The 16,521-nt window shown below is 51.3% G+C and carries 15 protein-coding genes; 13 read left to right on the top strand and 2 right to left on the bottom strand.

Features of this window, described 5'->3' with window-relative positions; genetic code table 11:
- The first annotated feature begins 26 nt into the window (after positions 1 to 26).
- From ACTID9_RS22975 to ACTID9_RS22930, 10 genes are all read left to right on the top strand, one after another.
- Positions 27 to 917 (top strand): SDR family oxidoreductase, encoded by an 891-nt coding sequence (locus ACTID9_RS22975; RefSeq protein WP_441067185.1) that lies wholly within the window; start codon positions 27 to 29, stop codon positions 915 to 917.
- A gap of 159 nt (positions 918 to 1,076) precedes the next feature.
- Positions 1,077 to 1,730 (top strand): GntR family transcriptional regulator, encoded by a 654-nt coding sequence (locus tag ACTID9_RS22970; protein ID WP_441067184.1) that lies wholly within the window; start codon positions 1,077 to 1,079, stop codon positions 1,728 to 1,730.
- Positions 1,731 to 1,854: 124 nt separating this feature from the next.
- Entirely contained in the window at positions 1,855 to 2,940 is a 1,086-nt protein-coding gene (locus ACTID9_RS22965; protein ID WP_441067183.1) for a M42 family metallopeptidase, read from the top strand.
- 53 nt (positions 2,941 to 2,993) lie between these two features.
- Positions 2,994 to 3,194, top strand: a complete 201-nt coding sequence (locus ACTID9_RS22960) for a DUF3311 domain-containing protein (protein WP_441067182.1) — start codon at positions 2,994 to 2,996, stop codon at positions 3,192 to 3,194.
- On the top strand, positions 3,191 to 4,663 hold the full coding sequence (locus ACTID9_RS22955) for a sodium:solute symporter family protein (protein ID WP_441067181.1): 1,473 nt from the start codon (positions 3,191 to 3,193) through the stop codon (positions 4,661 to 4,663). Before ACTID9_RS22960 ends, ACTID9_RS22955 begins: the two co-directional genes overlap by 4 nt.
- A gap of 65 nt (positions 4,664 to 4,728) precedes the next feature.
- Complete coding sequence (locus tag ACTID9_RS22950; protein WP_441067180.1) at positions 4,729 to 5,931, top strand: M20 metallopeptidase family protein; 1,203 nt, start codon at positions 4,729 to 4,731, stop codon at positions 5,929 to 5,931.
- Between the two features lie 228 nt (positions 5,932 to 6,159).
- The gene (locus tag ACTID9_RS22945) at positions 6,160 to 6,534 is read left to right on the top strand and encodes a hypothetical protein (protein ID WP_441067179.1); all 375 of its coding nucleotides are present in this window, start codon (positions 6,160 to 6,162) and stop codon (positions 6,532 to 6,534) included.
- A 311-nt stretch (positions 6,535 to 6,845) separates the two neighbouring features.
- Positions 6,846 to 7,106 (top strand): CPCC family cysteine-rich protein, encoded by a 261-nt coding sequence (locus tag ACTID9_RS22940; protein ID WP_441067178.1) that lies wholly within the window; start codon positions 6,846 to 6,848, stop codon positions 7,104 to 7,106.
- Positions 7,107 to 7,125: 19 nt separating this feature from the next.
- Positions 7,126 to 7,749 carry a DUF5984 family protein gene (locus tag ACTID9_RS22935; RefSeq protein WP_441067177.1) on the top strand — a complete coding sequence of 208 codons (624 nt, stop codon included), beginning with the start codon at positions 7,126 to 7,128 and terminating at the stop codon, positions 7,747 to 7,749.
- The gene (locus ACTID9_RS22930; RefSeq protein ID WP_441067176.1) at positions 7,727 to 8,248 is read left to right on the top strand and encodes a hypothetical protein; all 522 of its coding nucleotides are present in this window, start codon (positions 7,727 to 7,729) and stop codon (positions 8,246 to 8,248) included. Before ACTID9_RS22935 ends, ACTID9_RS22930 begins: the two co-directional genes overlap by 23 nt.
- A gap of 233 nt (positions 8,249 to 8,481) precedes the next feature.
- Here ACTID9_RS22930 and ACTID9_RS22925 read toward each other — a convergent pair whose 3' ends face one another.
- Positions 8,482 to 9,312 carry a hypothetical protein gene (locus tag ACTID9_RS22925; protein WP_441067175.1) on the bottom strand — a complete coding sequence of 277 codons (831 nt, stop codon included), beginning with the start codon at positions 9,310 to 9,312 and terminating at the stop codon, positions 8,482 to 8,484.
- A gap of 511 nt (positions 9,313 to 9,823) precedes the next feature.
- Between ACTID9_RS22925 and ACTID9_RS22920 the strand changes: the two genes are divergently transcribed.
- On the top strand, positions 9,824 to 10,855 hold the full coding sequence (locus ACTID9_RS22920; protein ID WP_441067174.1) for a S1C family serine protease: 1,032 nt from the start codon (positions 9,824 to 9,826) through the stop codon (positions 10,853 to 10,855).
- Positions 10,856 to 10,876: 21 nt separating this feature from the next.
- Positions 10,877 to 12,805, top strand: coding sequence for a stalk domain-containing protein (locus tag ACTID9_RS22915; RefSeq protein WP_441067173.1), 1,929 nt, complete (start codon positions 10,877 to 10,879; stop codon positions 12,803 to 12,805).
- A 111-nt stretch (positions 12,806 to 12,916) separates the two neighbouring features.
- Here ACTID9_RS22915 and ACTID9_RS22910 read toward each other — a convergent pair whose 3' ends face one another.
- Entirely contained in the window at positions 12,917 to 14,797 is a 1,881-nt protein-coding gene (locus tag ACTID9_RS22910; RefSeq protein WP_441067172.1) for a sigma-54-dependent Fis family transcriptional regulator, read from the bottom strand.
- A gap of 210 nt (positions 14,798 to 15,007) precedes the next feature.
- Between ACTID9_RS22910 and ACTID9_RS22905 the strand changes: the two genes are divergently transcribed.
- Positions 15,008 to 16,510, top strand: coding sequence for an aldehyde dehydrogenase family protein (locus tag ACTID9_RS22905; RefSeq protein WP_441067171.1), 1,503 nt, complete (start codon positions 15,008 to 15,010; stop codon positions 16,508 to 16,510).
- Positions 16,511 to 16,521: the final 11 nt, after the last annotated feature.

Genomic DNA, 16,521 nt, shown 5'->3' with positions numbered 1-16,521 from the left:
TATGAAAAAACAGGAGGTATTCTCTCATGACAAAACCTTTGGCAGGAAAAATTGCAGTTGTGGCCGGCGGAACCCGTGGTGCAGGCCGGGGCATTGCCGTCGCGCTGGGCGAAGCCGGGGCGACCGTGTATGTGACAGGACGCAGCGTGCGCGGCAGCCAGTCAGATTTGCAGCGAAGCGAAACGATTGAAGAAACGGCAGAAATGGTGACTGCAGCGGGAGGAACCGGAATCGCAATGCGCGTCGACCACACGCGAGAGGAGGAAGTGCGCGAACTGTTCGCTCGGGTGAACGCGGAACAGGACGGACAGCTCGACATCCTGGTCAACGACGTGTGGGGCGGGGAGCAGCTGTACGAGTGGGGCAAACCGTTCTGGGAGCAATCGCTTCCGAACGGACTCTTGATGCAGACGCGCGGCATCCATTCCCACCTCATCACCAGCCATTACGGCGCGCCGCTCATGATCGCCAAAAAACGCGGGCTGATCATCGAAATTACGGACGGCACCGACTACCGTTACCGGGGCAATCTGTACTACAGCCTGGCCAAAATTTCGGTGATTCATCTGGCGAAGGCGATGGCCGCAGAGCTGCGCCCGCACAATATCACGGCGCTGTCGCTGACGCCGGGTTTCTTACGCTCCGAGGAAATGCTCGACCATTTCGGCGTCACGGAAGAAAACTGGCGGGATGCTGCCAAAATCGATCCGAATTTTCTTCAATCCGAAACGCCCGCTTACATCGGCCGCGCCGTAGCCGCGCTCGCTGCCGACCCGGATGTGGGTCGCCATTCGGGCAAAGCGCTCAGCACCTGGGGCTTGTCCGACGAGTACGGCTTCACCGATTATGACGGCAGACGCCCGCATTGGGGAAGATATGCGGAGGAGCAAGGCTTTTACCGGGAGGAAGAAGCGTAGTAACAGGGCTTGGAAAAATCACTCTCCCGCTGGGGAAGGGTGATTTTTTAACGGTAAAAAGAGAGAAAAGTCGAAAAATTATTATTTACATTTGTCAGAATCATTTGCTATCATCTGAATTGTCGACAATTTGCCAATCAAACGAGCGAGGAGCAGCGCATGAAATCAGACAAGATTATCAATAACGCCCTGTCCAACCTGATCAAGGAGCGGATCGTCGAAGACCTCGTCCTCGGCAAAATCAAATCGGGCGAAAAATTAGTCGAAGCCAAATACGCAGAAGAATTCGGCACCAGCAGAGCCCCGATTCGCGAAGCCTTTTATTTAATGACACTGGAAGGCTTCGTGCAAAAAATCCCGCGCAAAGGAACGGTCGTCAAAGGCTACACGCCGGCGGAAATCCGCGATTTGCTGGAAATCCGCAACTATTTGGAAGAGCTTGCCCTGCAGCGTCTGTTTGAAAAAGACAGCAGCAAGCTGACCGCGCGGATGGAGACCATCATCGGCAAGATGGAGCAGGCCGGCCACGATGTGAAGGAATACGCAGCGCTCAATTACGACTTTCACTTCCAAATGATTTTGGCGAGCGAGAGCGATGTCATCAAAAGCATATACGAACGCTTGGGCACGCCGCTTCGCTCGTACCAAACGGTTTCGTTTTTGGAGGAGCGAAATATCAAAAAGTCGCTGGAAGAGCACAAGCGCATTGTGCAGCTGCTGAAGGACGGAAGTCTCCAGGAGGCAAGCCGGCTGCTCGCCAAGCATAACAAAGACGTGTTTACCCGCATTGAGAAATATGTGAGTCCCACATAATCTCATTTTTTTCTCTATAAATGTCGACAATCGACCGAATTGCACTTGAGGAAGTGAGACTCCACAGCCGGATTGGGAAATGAATAGCGCTTCAATACCATTGAACTTGAAGGAGGAAGGAAGGATGAAGGAAAGAATCAAGGCAAGATTTCGCGAGTTGGCAGGGATGGTAGGCGTTTCGGGCGCGGAGCAGGAAGTGGTCGCCTATTTGCAGGAGCAGCTGGCCGCAGTTGCCGATGAGGTCAAGGTCGACCCGAGCGGCAACGTGATCGCCGTCAAGCACGGTTCGAGTCCGGGACCGAAGCTGATGGTGTGCGCGCATTCCGATGAAGTCGGCTTTTGCGTCAAAAATATTTATCCAAACGGGTACATCGCCTTTGACAAAATCGGCTATGTCTCCGATCAATTGCTGCTGGGGCGCAAGGTGTGGATCACGAGCAAAAAGCTCCCCGGCGTGATCGGGATCAAGGCGGGCCATCTGCAGACGCCCGAGGAGAGCCGGCAGGTCAAATCGATCCGCGATTGCTACATCGATGTGGGCGCTTCCTCTCGTCAGGACGTGGAAGCGATGGGTATCAAGATCGGCGATCCGATCGTGTTGCAAAGCGACTTCATGGAAATGCACAATCCCGACCTGATTTCGACCAAATCCGTAGACAACCGGATCAACTGCGCGATCGTCATCGAGCTGTTCCACCAATTGAAGGACACCGCGTTTGCCGGAACGCTGTACGGGGTCGTGACAGTGCAGGAGGAAGTGGGGCTGCGCGGCGCGACGATGGTCGGCAACCAGCTCGAACCCGACTACGCGATCGTGCTCGATACTATCCCTGCGGGCGATACGCCGGACATCGAGACGGAGAAAGTGCTTCCGGTCTATCTCGGCAAAGGCCCGGCATGCCCTGTGGCGGATGCGGCTGGCGGACACTTCACGTACATTCATCCAAAGGTGCGCGCGATGATCGAGGAGCAATCGGAAAAAGCGCAGGTGCCGGTACAGTACCTGACGCTGATCGGCGACAGCTACACGACCGATGCCGCCAATTTGGCAATCGCCGGAAAAGGCATTCCGGTCGGAGTGGTGGCCACCCCGCGCAGATACTCGCATTCCCCGATCGAACTGGTCAATCTCAATGACGCGGAAGGCGTGCTCAAAATCGTGAAAGGCATCGTCACCGATAACGGACAGAAAGAATTGGGCTTTCTCTGATACGCGTTTCAAAAAAGCCAAGAAAAAATAGCATCGGATAAGGGGGCAATGAGATGAAAGTCACCCATCTTCTTTCGCTTGTTCCGTTTATCGGCATGGTGTTCGCCTTGCCGCTCGTCGACCGGGTGGAGCCGTACGTGCTCGGGATGCCGTTCAATCTATTTTGGGTCGTGCTTTGGGTGGTGCTCACCTCGGCCATCATCGGGCTGATTTACTTCATCGACCCAGCCAATCGGGGAGGTGAGGCGGAATGAATGCTGCGCTCGGTGTCATTTTCGGATTTTTGCTGCTCTCCCTTGTCATCGGCCTGTGGGCCAAACGGGGCAAAGAGATGAATCTGGAGCAATGGAGCGTCGGCGGACGCGGGTTCGGCGCAGTCTTCGTCTTCCTTCTGATGGCGGGTGAATCGTACACCACGTTCACCTTTCTCGGGGCCAGCTCCTGGGCGTATGGAAAAGGCGGGCCCGCGCTCTACATCATCGAATACCTTAGCCTTGCTTATGTGCTGATCTACTGGTTGTTGCCCGCGATTTGGAAATATGCCAAAGAGCACAAGCTCGTCTCCCAATCCGACTTTTACGCCGCGAAATACAAGAGCCCGCTTTTGGGCGTACTGGTCGCCATAATCGGCGTCGTTTCGATGATCCCGTATATCGTCTTGCAGTTAAAAGGCTTGGGCATCATCGTCTCCGAGGCATCCTACGGTACGATTTCGCCGACAGCCGCGATCTGGATCGGGGTCATCGCTGTCACGGCTTATGTCATGGTATCCGGCATTCACGGCTCGGCATGGACCGCCGTCGTCAAAGATTTTCTCATTTTCGGCGTCGTGCTGTTCATCGGCATTTACCTTCCGATTCATTATTACGGTGGCTGGCAGCCGATGTTCGAGCAGATCAATGCGACCAAGCCCGGCTTCCTCACTATCCCGGATGTCGGACTGAGCTACTCATGGTTGATGTCGACCGTCCTGCTCAACGTGCTGGGCAGCAGCATGTGGCCGCACCTGTTCGTCGGGGCGTACACCGGCAAAAGCGCGAAAGTCTTCCGCAAAAATGCGATCGTCAACCCGCTGTATACGCTCATGATCCTGTTCGTGTTTTTGGTCGGCTATGCCGCCATCGGGCAGGTGCCGGGACTGAAGGGCGCGGATACCGACCTCGCGCTGCTGCGCCTGTCGATCCAATCGTTCGATCCATGGTTCGTCGGCCTGATCGGTGCCGCCGGATTGCTCACCGCCCTCGTGCCCGGCTCCATGCTGTTGATGGTCGCAGCGACATCGTTATCCAAAAACGTCTACAAAGTAGCGGTGCCGAACGCCACGGAAAAACAGGTAACCTACCTGGCGAAAGCCCTCGTCCCCGTGATCGCGCTGATTTCCGTCTACTTTACTTTTAATGGAGGAAACTCGATCGTCACCCTCCTGCTGATGGGCTACAGCTTTATTACTCAGCTCGCACCCGCTGTGTTTTTCAGCTTCTTGAAGCAAAACTTTATTACCAAGCAGGGGGCGGCTGTTGGAATGATCTGCGGGGTGATCACGGTTGCTTATATTACGGTTACCGGAACGACGGTTGCGACTTTGTTTCCGACGCTGCCAAGAGTGGTGCAAGATTTGAATGTGGGGATTGTTGCGTTGGTGGTGAATGTGGTGGTGATGGTTGTGGTAAGCCTCTTGACTCGGAGTGCGGTGGCGGTGAAGGAGCGGCCGCAGTCGGTGTGAGGGATTGATCGATTTGCTGGACGGATGCCTTTGTGCCGCACTAAAAGTGAAAGGAGTGACAGATCATGCTGGAATCCATCTTTGCCCGTCTCGATGAGCTGTACCCCGAACTGGTGGCGTTTCGTCGTGACTTGCACATGTATCCCGAGCTGTCTTTTCAGGAGGAAAAGACCCCACAAAAAATTGCCGATTACCTCGGCGCACTGAAACTGGAAGTTCGGACAGCTGTTGGGGGACGTGGCGTGGTTGGGCTGCTGCGTGGAGGAAAGCCCGGAAAAACCGTCGCCCTGCGCGCCGATTTCGATGCCCTCCCGATCCAAGACGAGAAAGACGTGCCCTACAAATCGCGCATCCCCGGTGTCATGCACGCATGCGGACATGACCTGCACACAGCTGCATTGCTAGGCGTCGCCAAAGCATTGAGTGAAAACAAGGATCAGCTCGCAGGCAATGTCGTTTTTATCCACCAGTTCGCAGAAGAAACCATCCCTGGCGGGGCCAAATTCATGATCGAAGACTGCTGCCTGGATGGTGTGGATGTCATTTACGGCGCTCATGTCGCTTCCGATCTGCCTGTGGGCAAGGTAAGCGTAAAGGAAGGCTACATGATGGCGGCAGGTGATTCGTTTGAGATCGAGATTCAGGGAAAAGGAGCGCACGGCGCCACCCCGCATCTGTCGGTCGATCCACTTGTGACCGGCAGCCAGCTGGTTATCAACCTCCAGCACATTGTCAGCCGCCGTGTCGATCCGCTCAAGCCTGCGGTTGTGACAGTCGGAACGCTGGAGAGCGGCAAAGGATACAACGTCATCCCGCACAGCGCGAAAATGACCGGAACCGTCCGAACTTTCGACGCAGACGTGCGCGACCTTATTGAAGAATCCATCGGTCAGATCGCCAAAGCTACATGCGAAGGTGCTGGCGCGACCGTGCGCTACGAGTACCGCCGCGGGTATCCTGCCGTATGGAACCACCCGGAGGAAACAAGGCGAGTGGAAACACTCGCTGCCAAGCTGGTCGGAGCAGATAGCGTCGAAACGATGGCTCCTGTCATGGGCATGGAAGATTTCGCTTACTACCTGCAAAAAGTGCCGGGCACGTTTTTCTGGATAGGCGGACGCAATCCCGAGATTGAGGCAATTTATCCGCATCATCATCCAAAATTTGATGTGGATGAACGGGCGATGCTGCTGATTGGGAGGTTGTTTGTTTCGGCGGTGGTTGATTATTTGGGGGAGGGGCGAGAGGGATTCGTGGTTGGGGAGTAACTGCTGGTAATATAGGAATGTTACGGGATTGGCCAACTGGTCAGATTAATAGAGTTGATAGGCAAGTGTATTTCGAGATGTAGGATAGAATGGTCAGAGATACAAAAGCCGTTGGCCGAAACTGGGCTAGCGGCTTATCGTTTGTGAATCCGGGGATAAGAAGAAGGAGCATATGGATTTTTATGGAACAAGGTAGAGTGTAAACAAAAAATACGAGGTGGAGAAATAGTGGCGTCCAAAGAAGAAGCCTTGTACCACAAATACGCTCGGGTAATGGTGAAAGCAGGCAACGAACTTTATCTGCCTATCGGATCGGCAAAAGAGTTCATTGAGGATTGTACCGCCCGTTCTTTGACTGTCACCGGTGTGGATTTATTTTCTCTAAGGGACGATATGACGTTTGCAGTTGCCCCCATATCGTCTATTGAATCATCTAGCATTTTGACTAAAAGCAATTCATGGGCTGCGAACGTAAACCAGTGTAATTGTTTTATCCTCGAGACGGTGAGCAGGAAAGAAATCATGGAGCGGGTGACGCATTGTATTTTCGTGGTTATATCGGAAGTGGAGTATGCAACGATGGAAACTTCGATGTATGAATAGAAAGCGAGAAGTGCCGAAAAGGAGTGAGTTTTATGGCGTCTATGATGTGCAAATGTGGTCATGTGCTTTCGGATACTCTCGCACCCAATGTTGTGCAATTAATTGTTTATACAGACAAGCAGTGGGATGCCATCATTCAGCACGACCCGATCGATCCTTTGCAGATTCCCAATCCCACGTATGATGTATGGCATTGCGTCAGGTGTGATAGGGTTTATTTGTTCGATTGGAAGTATGGTAAGGCCGTGAAAACCTATGTGGTAGACCGGGAATAGGCGATCCCAGTTTATCAAGAGAGGAGATGCTATGAAATGAAGAGACTGCAGTGTCCTTGTTGTGGCAATTTTACGATAGAAAGCGAGGATGAGGTTGTTGTTGAGATTTGCGAAGTATGTTATTGGCAGTTTGATGTTGTAGTACATGATATGCCCGATAGGAACATAGGCGCGAATAAAATTTCCCTGAATCAAGCTAGAGCGAATTACAAATTATTCGGGGTTTGTAAGGTACCATTCAAACATATGGTTCGAGAACCACTTGAAAAAGAACTGCCAAAAAATAATAGGGGATAGCTGTTTAAGAGGGTGAATAATGGTGAAGGTTTTTGGTGATAAAAACGTATTCGCTATTCGATATGAGTTCGTAACAAATCCTTTTAACGAAATAAGTTTAATTGGGGAAACATGGGGGCGATTTGAATTAATTGTTCAAGGGATACATGTTTGTGAATATAGGAGAGGGAGCAGTATAACGACTTATCAATGGAATTTGATGTATATAGTAGAATGGTTGATTGAAAATTTGAAGCATATAGTAAGTGATGAACTATTTCCGCTACCTGTGAAAGGACAAAACTCGCTTGAACTTTTGGATAACTGTTTGCTTTTTGAATCAGATAATGATGTTGAATTGGACGTATGGTTCGATACGAAGCAAGATTGGGAGTTTAAACACTCTTGGTTTTCAAGTAGAGCAGGGTCTTTTCTGCCATACGTATTTTTCAGAAGGGTTAACGATAAAGTTGAGATTGCTTGGAATAATGAATCAATCTATTCCTCGGAGGCTATCTCTTTTCTACATCCGAGTGGAATAGAATATGTTCCTTTAGATATATTTGATTCAGTAGTCAAAAATTTTATTGAAGATTTTTTTGATAATCTCATGCTTATTACGAAACACCAAAGAGTTGTCAATGAAATGTACCAAAAACTTTAATGAAGAGGTAAGAATATCTAACACTCCTAAATATGCTGAAACTATAATCGTGCTAGTAAAATACAAGGCGTCAAATAGATGGTTTGTTACGGATAAAGAACTGTGGTTTTTAGATTTGCGAAAACTGGCAAAAGCCTTCAAGGAAAAAGGGTATGAAATTCATAGTCCCGATGATTTCTCAGACAGATTTGATATGGCAGTGGTGAATGAGGATAACGCGGAGGGCTTTCTTGATAAAATTAGCGATTACGAGGCTGAAACAGAAGAACTTGTGAGGATCTTAAAGGAGGGGCTGTATGGTCATATAACGGATATGTTTCCGTCTCTCTATGTAGATTTTGATGGTAAAGAGTTAATATCCTATTATCCTGAACCTGCTTCTTATGAATATTATGTACCAGATGGATGGGCGGGGAAATATGAACCGTTTTTGGAGAATATCCCAGAAGACTGTCGTTATTGGATTTCCCATGGTGGGGATGGATTTAAAGAAGACTAACGGTTAATCAGGCGGTGGTGTAGAAACCACTACTAAATGATAGTGAGCGGATCGAACGGTGGTAGTTGGTGGCGCGGCTTCGCTGATCACCTTTTTATGATTAGATCAAAGATGTTGTACAAAGAGAGTAGAAACGGCGAACTACCTTCCATTACAATAGTAGAATTTACTGGGGTTGAAATAAAACAGTAGAACATATTTCTAATGCTACAAAAAAAGAGCGCCTTTGCGCTCTATTTCTTTTCATTGGCATCCCCAACAATAAACCATATTCCAAGTTGTTCCGAGGTCATGATGGTGTATTTCATACCATTTCTAATCGTCTCGTTGTGAAGACCCATTATACCTCCTTCTCCGCCAATTAGGCCAAGGTCTTCTAGAACTGCTCCCCGTTCGTCAGGGGGTAATTCGGGGTTAGTTGATGCAATCATTAGTGAAATGCCGAGCATAATGTCTGCCCCGGATTTAAACGAACCATCACCAGTTCCGAGTAAAGTAATATCTCTAATGCTTCCGTCCTTCTTGTTTACAGTACCAAGGAGTGCAAGATTTTTTGTGAATTTGTACTGAAACGTATCTTGTGCATCTCCTTTTTCTACTGTTATCTTGCTTATCTTTAAGTCGATTTTATTATCTTTGGCAACTTTATTAAAAGCTTTTTGAAATTGCTCAGGGTTCATACCAATTGTTCCTGGAATCTCATTTTTTGGCTTATCAGGCTCTTTAGCTGGCTCTTGCTTCACTTGTGTTGATACTGGGGTAGCCTCAGTTGTTTGTGGTTCTGCCGCCTGAGTTGCTTGTTCTGAGGTAGCTGGAGATGTAGTCTCTGGTGAAGTCTTTTCTGGTTCAGTGGACTCTTGAACTGACTTTGAATCTACTTTGTCTGAAGCCTCGTGATTATTGCTTGGAGATAAAATTAAAGCAAAAATAAAAATGATAAAACAAGCACCTGATAATTTTAGGTGTTTTTTAGCTTGTCCGGTTTTTCTTAATGCGGCGATTAATGACAAAACTAGAAAAACAAAAATACAAACGAAACTAAGTAATCCTATAAATACCCACATAATATCCCCCTGATTTTGAATGTCTGGTTAATTATACCTGACACTATTTGGGGTATACTGTCAAAATTTGTCGATAAAATAATAAAAAAGACATATTTTTCAACAAAAGTATGAGATTTAATTACTAGAAGGTTAATTGATACAAAAATCGATTATATTGCTTTCGATTTAATTTCACTGATTATCAAAGAAACATCATTTGAATTTTCAAGCCAAGCAAATTACAATGTTACCAACATTAGGTTATTTTTGGCAAAAAGAAACGCCATCCATCAAAATCAGAAAAAAAGCTGACATTTGCAATTCACGTGAAACCATCGGCCTCCTGATTGACATGTTCTGCGAACGACAATAGCTGGGCTACCATCAAACAATGATCGGGTAAAAAGGCTAATTCGGTTCTTGAATGGCCTTTTTCTTTTGCCAGCCAATCACGTCGCGTAAGCGGAAAGGGGGGCGTCAGGCACAGTGTTACACGAGTGAAGCGCATCAGCAGAAAGGATGAAAAAACGTGCTTACCACATTCAAAAAATTCATTGCAGGCGGCGCACTTCTTGCACTCTTCTTTACTTTCCCTCTCCCATTCCCGGCTCCAGCCGCTTACGCTGCGGGCACCGCCGTGCCGGAAAAAGCGCCGACTACATACGACATCCCGACGGTGATCCAGCGCACCTCTCCGAGCGTGGTCGCGATCATCGGGAAACCGGACCAGCTGGACAAATCGGATCGGTTCAATCTGGCCCATGGAACAGGAGTAGTCGTGAAGGCGGACGGCTGGATTGTGACCAATGCCCATGTGGTGAAGGATATGTCCAATCTGACGGTCGTCACGCTTGACGGCAAGCAGTACGACGGGAAAGTGACGAACATGGACGAAGAAAGCGATCTGGCCTTGGTCAAAATCGCGGCGACGGGTCTCGCGCCAGCCAAGTTCGCGGCGAATTACACAATGAAAATGGGCGAAACGGTCGTGGCCATCGGGACGCCGATTTCCTTTTCGCTGCGGAATTCGGCGACGTCTGGCATCATCAGCGGGGTGAACCGCTCCGTCAATTCCACGTACCGCCTGATCCAAACCGACGCAGCGGTCAATCCGGGCAACAGCGGCGGTCCCTTGGTGAATATGAAAGGGGAAGTGGTGGGCATCAACTCGCTCAAATTCGCTTCCATCGGGATCGACAACTTAAGCTTCGCGATTCCGGCGGATACGGTGCAATATGTGCTGCATCATTTCTTCACGTATGGAAAAGTCAAACGGCCGTATTTCGGGGCCGAGCTGGAAGAAAGCTGGGCAGCGGTTGTCGGCTTGCCGACGAAAGAACCGCTGCACGTCGTGCGGGTGGAAGAAGGCTCTCCGGCTTCACTGGCAGGTATCAAAGCCGGTGATGTGATTTACTCCATCAACAACCAGTCGATTACGACGATTGTGGATTTTAACGAATTGCTGAAGAAATATTTGCCAGGCCAAAAAGTCGAGATCATGACCCAATCGAACGGGGATCTGATCAAACGTAGCGTGACTTTTGCCGAAGAGAAGAAATAACAGATACATTGGGGGCTTAGTATGTTGCGTGGATTGAAAAAAATGACGGGTACACTAATTCTTGTACCACTGCTTTTGAGCACCAGTCTGGCTTATGCCGATACGGCGACATCCGGAAGCATCGATGTCCGCCTGAAAGTCGGCCAAGAAAACATCACCGTCAACGGAAGCGCGTCTACCATTGAAAAACCGTATGTGGTCAACGGCACGACGATGATTCCGCTCAGCATCATCACCAACTCGTTCGGAGCGACGCTCCAGTGGGATAACCAGACGCAGACCATTGAGCTGTCGGCTGGCGCGAAGACGGTCACGCTGAAAATTGGTGACAAAAATGCGAAGCTGAATGGAAAACCGTTGGTGCTGGCGGTCGCACCCGAGCTGAAAAACGGGAAAACGATGGTGCCGATCACGCTGGTTTCGCAGTTTCTCGGTGCGAGCGTAAACGAAAACAAGCAGACAGGGGAAATCAGCATCCACGGGGCTTCCTCGCAAACGTCCGCTCCGGCAAAAAGCACGCTGGATTCCGACCAGGGGAAAACCAAAATCGGCGACAGCTACTTTGGCTGGTCCATGAAATACCCGACTGGGCTCATCAAAGGCTACCAAAGTTTCAAAGGGGATTACGTCAGCTTCAATGACAGCAAAGAGACGTTCTGGCTGAGCGTCAGCGTGCTGGAAAACCAGCCGGAAAACCTGTCCAACGACGGGCTGCTGAAGCTTTTGACCAACAATTCTTACGACACGATCCTTTCCAAAGAGTATGTTGAAAAAGACGGACAGTCCTACGCCCGCTCCGTTACGAGGGATGAAGATGGCTACATCGGGGAAAACCGCGCTTACCGGAAGGGCGACAAAGTTTTTGAAGTCAGACTGACCGTCAGCGAAGAAGCGGACTTCCACAATCCGCTCAAATACAAAAGCTACAAAGATTTGCTGGACAGCTTTACCCTCAATTTTGACAAACAGGATAAAGCCATCAAGGACCTGTCCAATGTCGAGAACGGGTACCGCTGGTTCGACTACAAAGATTATGGTCTGAAGATCAAGGTGCCGGCTGACTGGGAGCAGAGCGGCAGCGATGGCTCCGCTACTTTCCAGAATGATGAAGAGAACCAGTGGATTTCGATCAAGGTGACCTCCATCGCGGACAATGAAAAGCTGGATGATTGGGTAGCCCGCCACGAGAAGATGTACCGGAATTTGTTCAATGAAAAAGCGCTCGAGGTCGATCGCAACATCGTGACATCGACGGTGGCGGGCGTGACGGCGCGCGAGCGAAACTATGTCACGTTTGATGGCGAGGAGCATTATCCGCAGCACCATATTTACTTGTTCAAGGGAAAATACAAATTCTATATTGAAATCGGTTATGACAAAACGCAAGATGCAGCGAAAACGCAAGAGAGATTGAATACGATCATCCGCTCCATCTCGATCGATGAGCAAAAGATGAATCAGTCTCTCGGCTTCATTCAGGACGATGATCTAATCGACCGGGACAAAGTGGCGACGATCAAAGACCCGAAATACAAATACTCGATCGATATTCCGGAATATTGGGAAGAGGACCGTTACAGCAACAACAACAACCCAAATCTCATCGGCAAAACATACAATTTTGAAGGTTGCATCTTCAATCTTTACGTATTCCAGGAAAACTTTACGAATTCCGAGAGAACGTTCTCTTCCATTTTCCAGCAGGAAGCGAGAACCAACCCGAATTTCTCTCTTTCGGAAAACAAAAAAGTCACGCTTTTTGGTGAGAACGCCCATAAATATGTCATCAAAGGCGAAGAAAGCAACATCGAGTATGAGCGAACCATTTACATCTTCCAAAAAGGCAAGTACACGTATTACATCGGTTGGGCGCTGCGAGATGCCTATAAAACGGATGCTACGGTGCAACGGCTGGAAAAGGTACTGAATTCGTTTAAGGTGCTGGAATAAACCGAATAAGGGAAATCGCTCATTAAGCAATCCAACGAGAGATAGCAACTGATACAAAACACCAGCGAGAAAAGAGCCACCCAACTCTTCTCTCGCTTTTCTTTTCGACACCTACCTGCCCTCATCCATCATCTTCCTTAGCTTCCGATACACCGTATTGCGCCCGATCCCCAACATCCGCGCGGTTTGCGAAACATTCCCGCCCGTCTTCAGCAGCATGTCAACGATGGCATTGCTTTCTTTCGTTGGTGGCTCCGCATGAACCAGCATTTCCTCCTCCGGCACTTGAAACCCCGATCGAATGTACTGTGGAAAGCAGGGGACATCGATCTCCCCGTTTTCCGAAATGAACGCTGCCTCGCGCAAGGCTGCGGCGAGCTGACGGACATTCCCGGGCCACGGATAATGGGCGATCAATCGCTCGGCAGATGCGGTCAGCGAGAGCTTGCCTTGGTGATGCAGCTGTCCTTCCATTCGGCTGAGCAGCAGCTTTGCCAGCTCCAGCCGGTCCTGTCGCTCGCGCAGCGGCGGGAGGATGATTTGCACCCCTTGCAAACGGTAAAACAAATCGGCACGGAAGGTGCCTTCCTGCACGTTTTTCCACAGATCCGCATGCGTGGCCGTAATGATCCGCACATCGACGTGGACGGGCTTGGTGCCGCCGATGCGTGTGACGGTGAAGTCTTGCAGCACGCGCAGCAGCGCCACTTGCATATCGAGCGGCATTTCGGCGATCTCATCGAGGAAGAGGGTCCCGCCGTGGGCCTGCTCCAGCTTCCCCGGCTGGCCGGTCTGCTTCGCTCCGGTGAAGGCGCCCGGTTCATAGCCGAACAGTTCGCTTTCCAGCAAGCTTTTTGGCATGGCGCCGCAGTTGATCGCGACGAACGGCTTGCTTGCGCGCGGGCTGGCGAGGTGGATAGCTTGGCTGACGATGTCTTTTCCGGTGCCGCTCTCGCCGGACAGCATGACGGTGTAATCCGTCGCAGCTGCCCGCTTGGCAAGCCGAATTGCGGCCTGGAACTTGTCGTCGTTGCCATAAATTTCATCAAAAGAGTAAATCGCGGTGCCGCTGCGCGCTGCTGGTTTTGCTTTCGGTTTCGCGGCCCCCTGTATGGCGAGCACGGGCGGTCGCGTATCGACCAGCATGGAGGCGAGCCAACGGTTGGGACCATTCGCTCCGTTATCTTTGCTGCGCAAGCGCACGGGATCGGATGAGATGGAGCCTGGTGGACGGTGCAGCAACGGCTCGATGTCAGCGAGCAGGTCGGTCAGCTGGACGTGCCCGAACAGCTTCTTGTCCCCATTCAGCAGCTGCTGGGCTTCCCGGTTGCCACCGATGACCGCGCCGTCCTGATTGATGGCGATGAGCGCATGACGCTGCGCATTTTCTTCCGGATACAAGGAGATGACCGCCTGGCGGTCCGGACGATGGATGAGGAGCCAATCTTCAATTTTGCGCGCCATCGTGTCGACCATCCCGAGCAGCGACGGGTGGTAATGGGTCGAGTGACCGCTCAGATCGAGGACAGCGAGCAATTCGCCGTACGGATCGAAGATGGGGGAGGCGGCACAGTAGAGCATATGGTTGGAGTCCAGGTAATGCTCCTTGCCAACGACGGCAAGCGGCTTTTTTTCAATGATGACGGTGCCGGCGGAGTTGGTGCCCCGCACTTGCTCAGACCAGCAGGCTCCCCGGCGCACCTGGATTTTTTCGGTATCTTTCAAAAAGGCGGGATCGCCCTTGCTTTCGAGGATATAACCGGATGTATCGCAAAGTACGACGACCGAGTACGAGGTTTTCAGCCAGTGTGCCAAGTGCTCCATGGTCGGATCGATTTTTCTCATGAACTCTTCTTTTTGCTCCCGATACTGACTGAACTGGGCTTCTTCGAGGATGGCATCTTTGGCAGTCAACGCGTTTACACCATTCATGCGGCTTCGTTCCCACGACTTTTTCAACAGGACGCTAGCAGGCTCCAGCAAGCGATTCACTCCTCGGGAAAGAAATGAGACAATTCCATTTTATATTACCACAATTTTCTAACAATGGAGCAGTCGTCTCGAATTGATGGAGCAACTGTTCCATTTTCCGCTGCAAAAAGGCAAGTGAATCGCTTGTTTGTAAGCGTTTTCCACTTGGCACGGAACATGCTTTTCTCTATTGGCGTACGCAGTTCATGCAAATCAAAGGAGGAGAGCAGGATGGCAGAAACGGTGAAAGTCGGGTTGGACCCCCGCGTCGGCGCATTTTTGGCCGGCGGTCCCAAGAAATTGTTTATCGGGGGGGAGTTCGTGGAATCACTCTCCGGCAAAACGTTTGAGACGGTCGATCCGGCGACGGGCGAGGCGATCACGTCCGTGTACGAGGCGGATGAGGCCGATGTGGACCGGGCGGTGGAGGCGGCGGAGCGCGCGATGCAGGGCGTTTGGGCAAAAGTGACGCCAAGCGAGCGCGGACGGCTGCTGTGGAAGCTCGCTGACCTGATGGAGGAGCACGCGGAAGCGCTGGCACAGCTGGAGACGATCGACAACGGCAAACCGGTCAGTCACGCCCGCGCGGCCGATGTGCCGCTCGCGATCGATCATTTCCGCTACTATGCCGGATGGGCGACGAAGGTGTCAGGCGAGGTGATCAACAATTCGGCTGGTCCGAACATGCTGACGTACACGCGCCGCGAACCGATCGGCGTCGTCGGGCAGATCATCCCGTGGAACTTCCCGCTCTTGCTCGCCGCCTGGAAATTGGGCGCAGCGCTCGCGACAGGCAATGCGGTCATTTTGAAAAGCGCAGAGCAGACGCCGCTTTCTGCCATCTATCTCGCGGAATTGATTCAAAAAGCGGGTTTTCCGGATGGCGTGGTCAACATCATTACCGGCTATGGACCGACAGCCGGGGCCGCGATCACGAATCACCCGCGCATCCGCAAAGTGGCTTTCACCGGTTCGACAGAGGTCGGCAAGCTGATCATGCAGCAGGCGGCCGGCAACCTGAAGCGCGTCTCGCTTGAGCTTGGGGGCAAGTCGCCGAACATCATTTTCCCCGACGCCGACTTTTCCAAAGCGATTCCGGGTGCTTTGATGGGCATTTTTTTCAACCAGGGGCAGGTGTGCTGCGCGGGTTCGCGGCTGTTCGTGCATAAAAAGGTGTACGACAACGTGCTGGCGGACATGACGAGCTACGCGTCCAAAATGAAGCAAGGGAACGGGCTGGATGAGTCGACGCAGATCGGGCCGCTTGTCTCGAGCGAGCAGTTCGCGCGCGTCTTAAGTTACTTGCAAAAGGGGCGGGAAGAAGGGGCGATCCCGCTTACCGGCGGGGAGCCGCTGGATCGGGCGGGCTATTTTGTCCCGCCGACGATTTTCGCCGATGTGCATGACGGGATGACGATTGCGCGGGAAGAGATTTTTGGCCCGGTGGTGGCCGCGATGCCGTTTGACGATGAAGCGCAGGTCGCCGATGTGATCCGCCGCGCGAACGATACGGAATACGGCCTCGCCGCAGGCGTCTGGACGACCGATATTCGCAAGGCGCACAAAGTCGCGCATGCGCTGGAGGCAGGAACGGTCTGGGTCAACTGCTACAATGCGCTGGATGCGGCGGTGCCGTTTGGCGGCTACAAACAGTCCGGGTATGGTCGCGAAATGGGTTCGTACGCATTGGATCTGTATACGCAGGTGAAAGCGGTGTGGGTCAATCTCGAGTAGGATCGTTTCAA

This window comes from Brevibacillus fluminis, from assembly GCF_052072235.1.
Classification (GTDB): Bacteria; Bacillota; Bacilli; order Brevibacillales; family Brevibacillaceae; genus Brevibacillus_D; species Brevibacillus_D fluminis_A.
The sequence above is the reverse complement of the archived record's forward strand: the minus strand, read 5'-3'. Positions and strand labels throughout refer to the sequence as shown.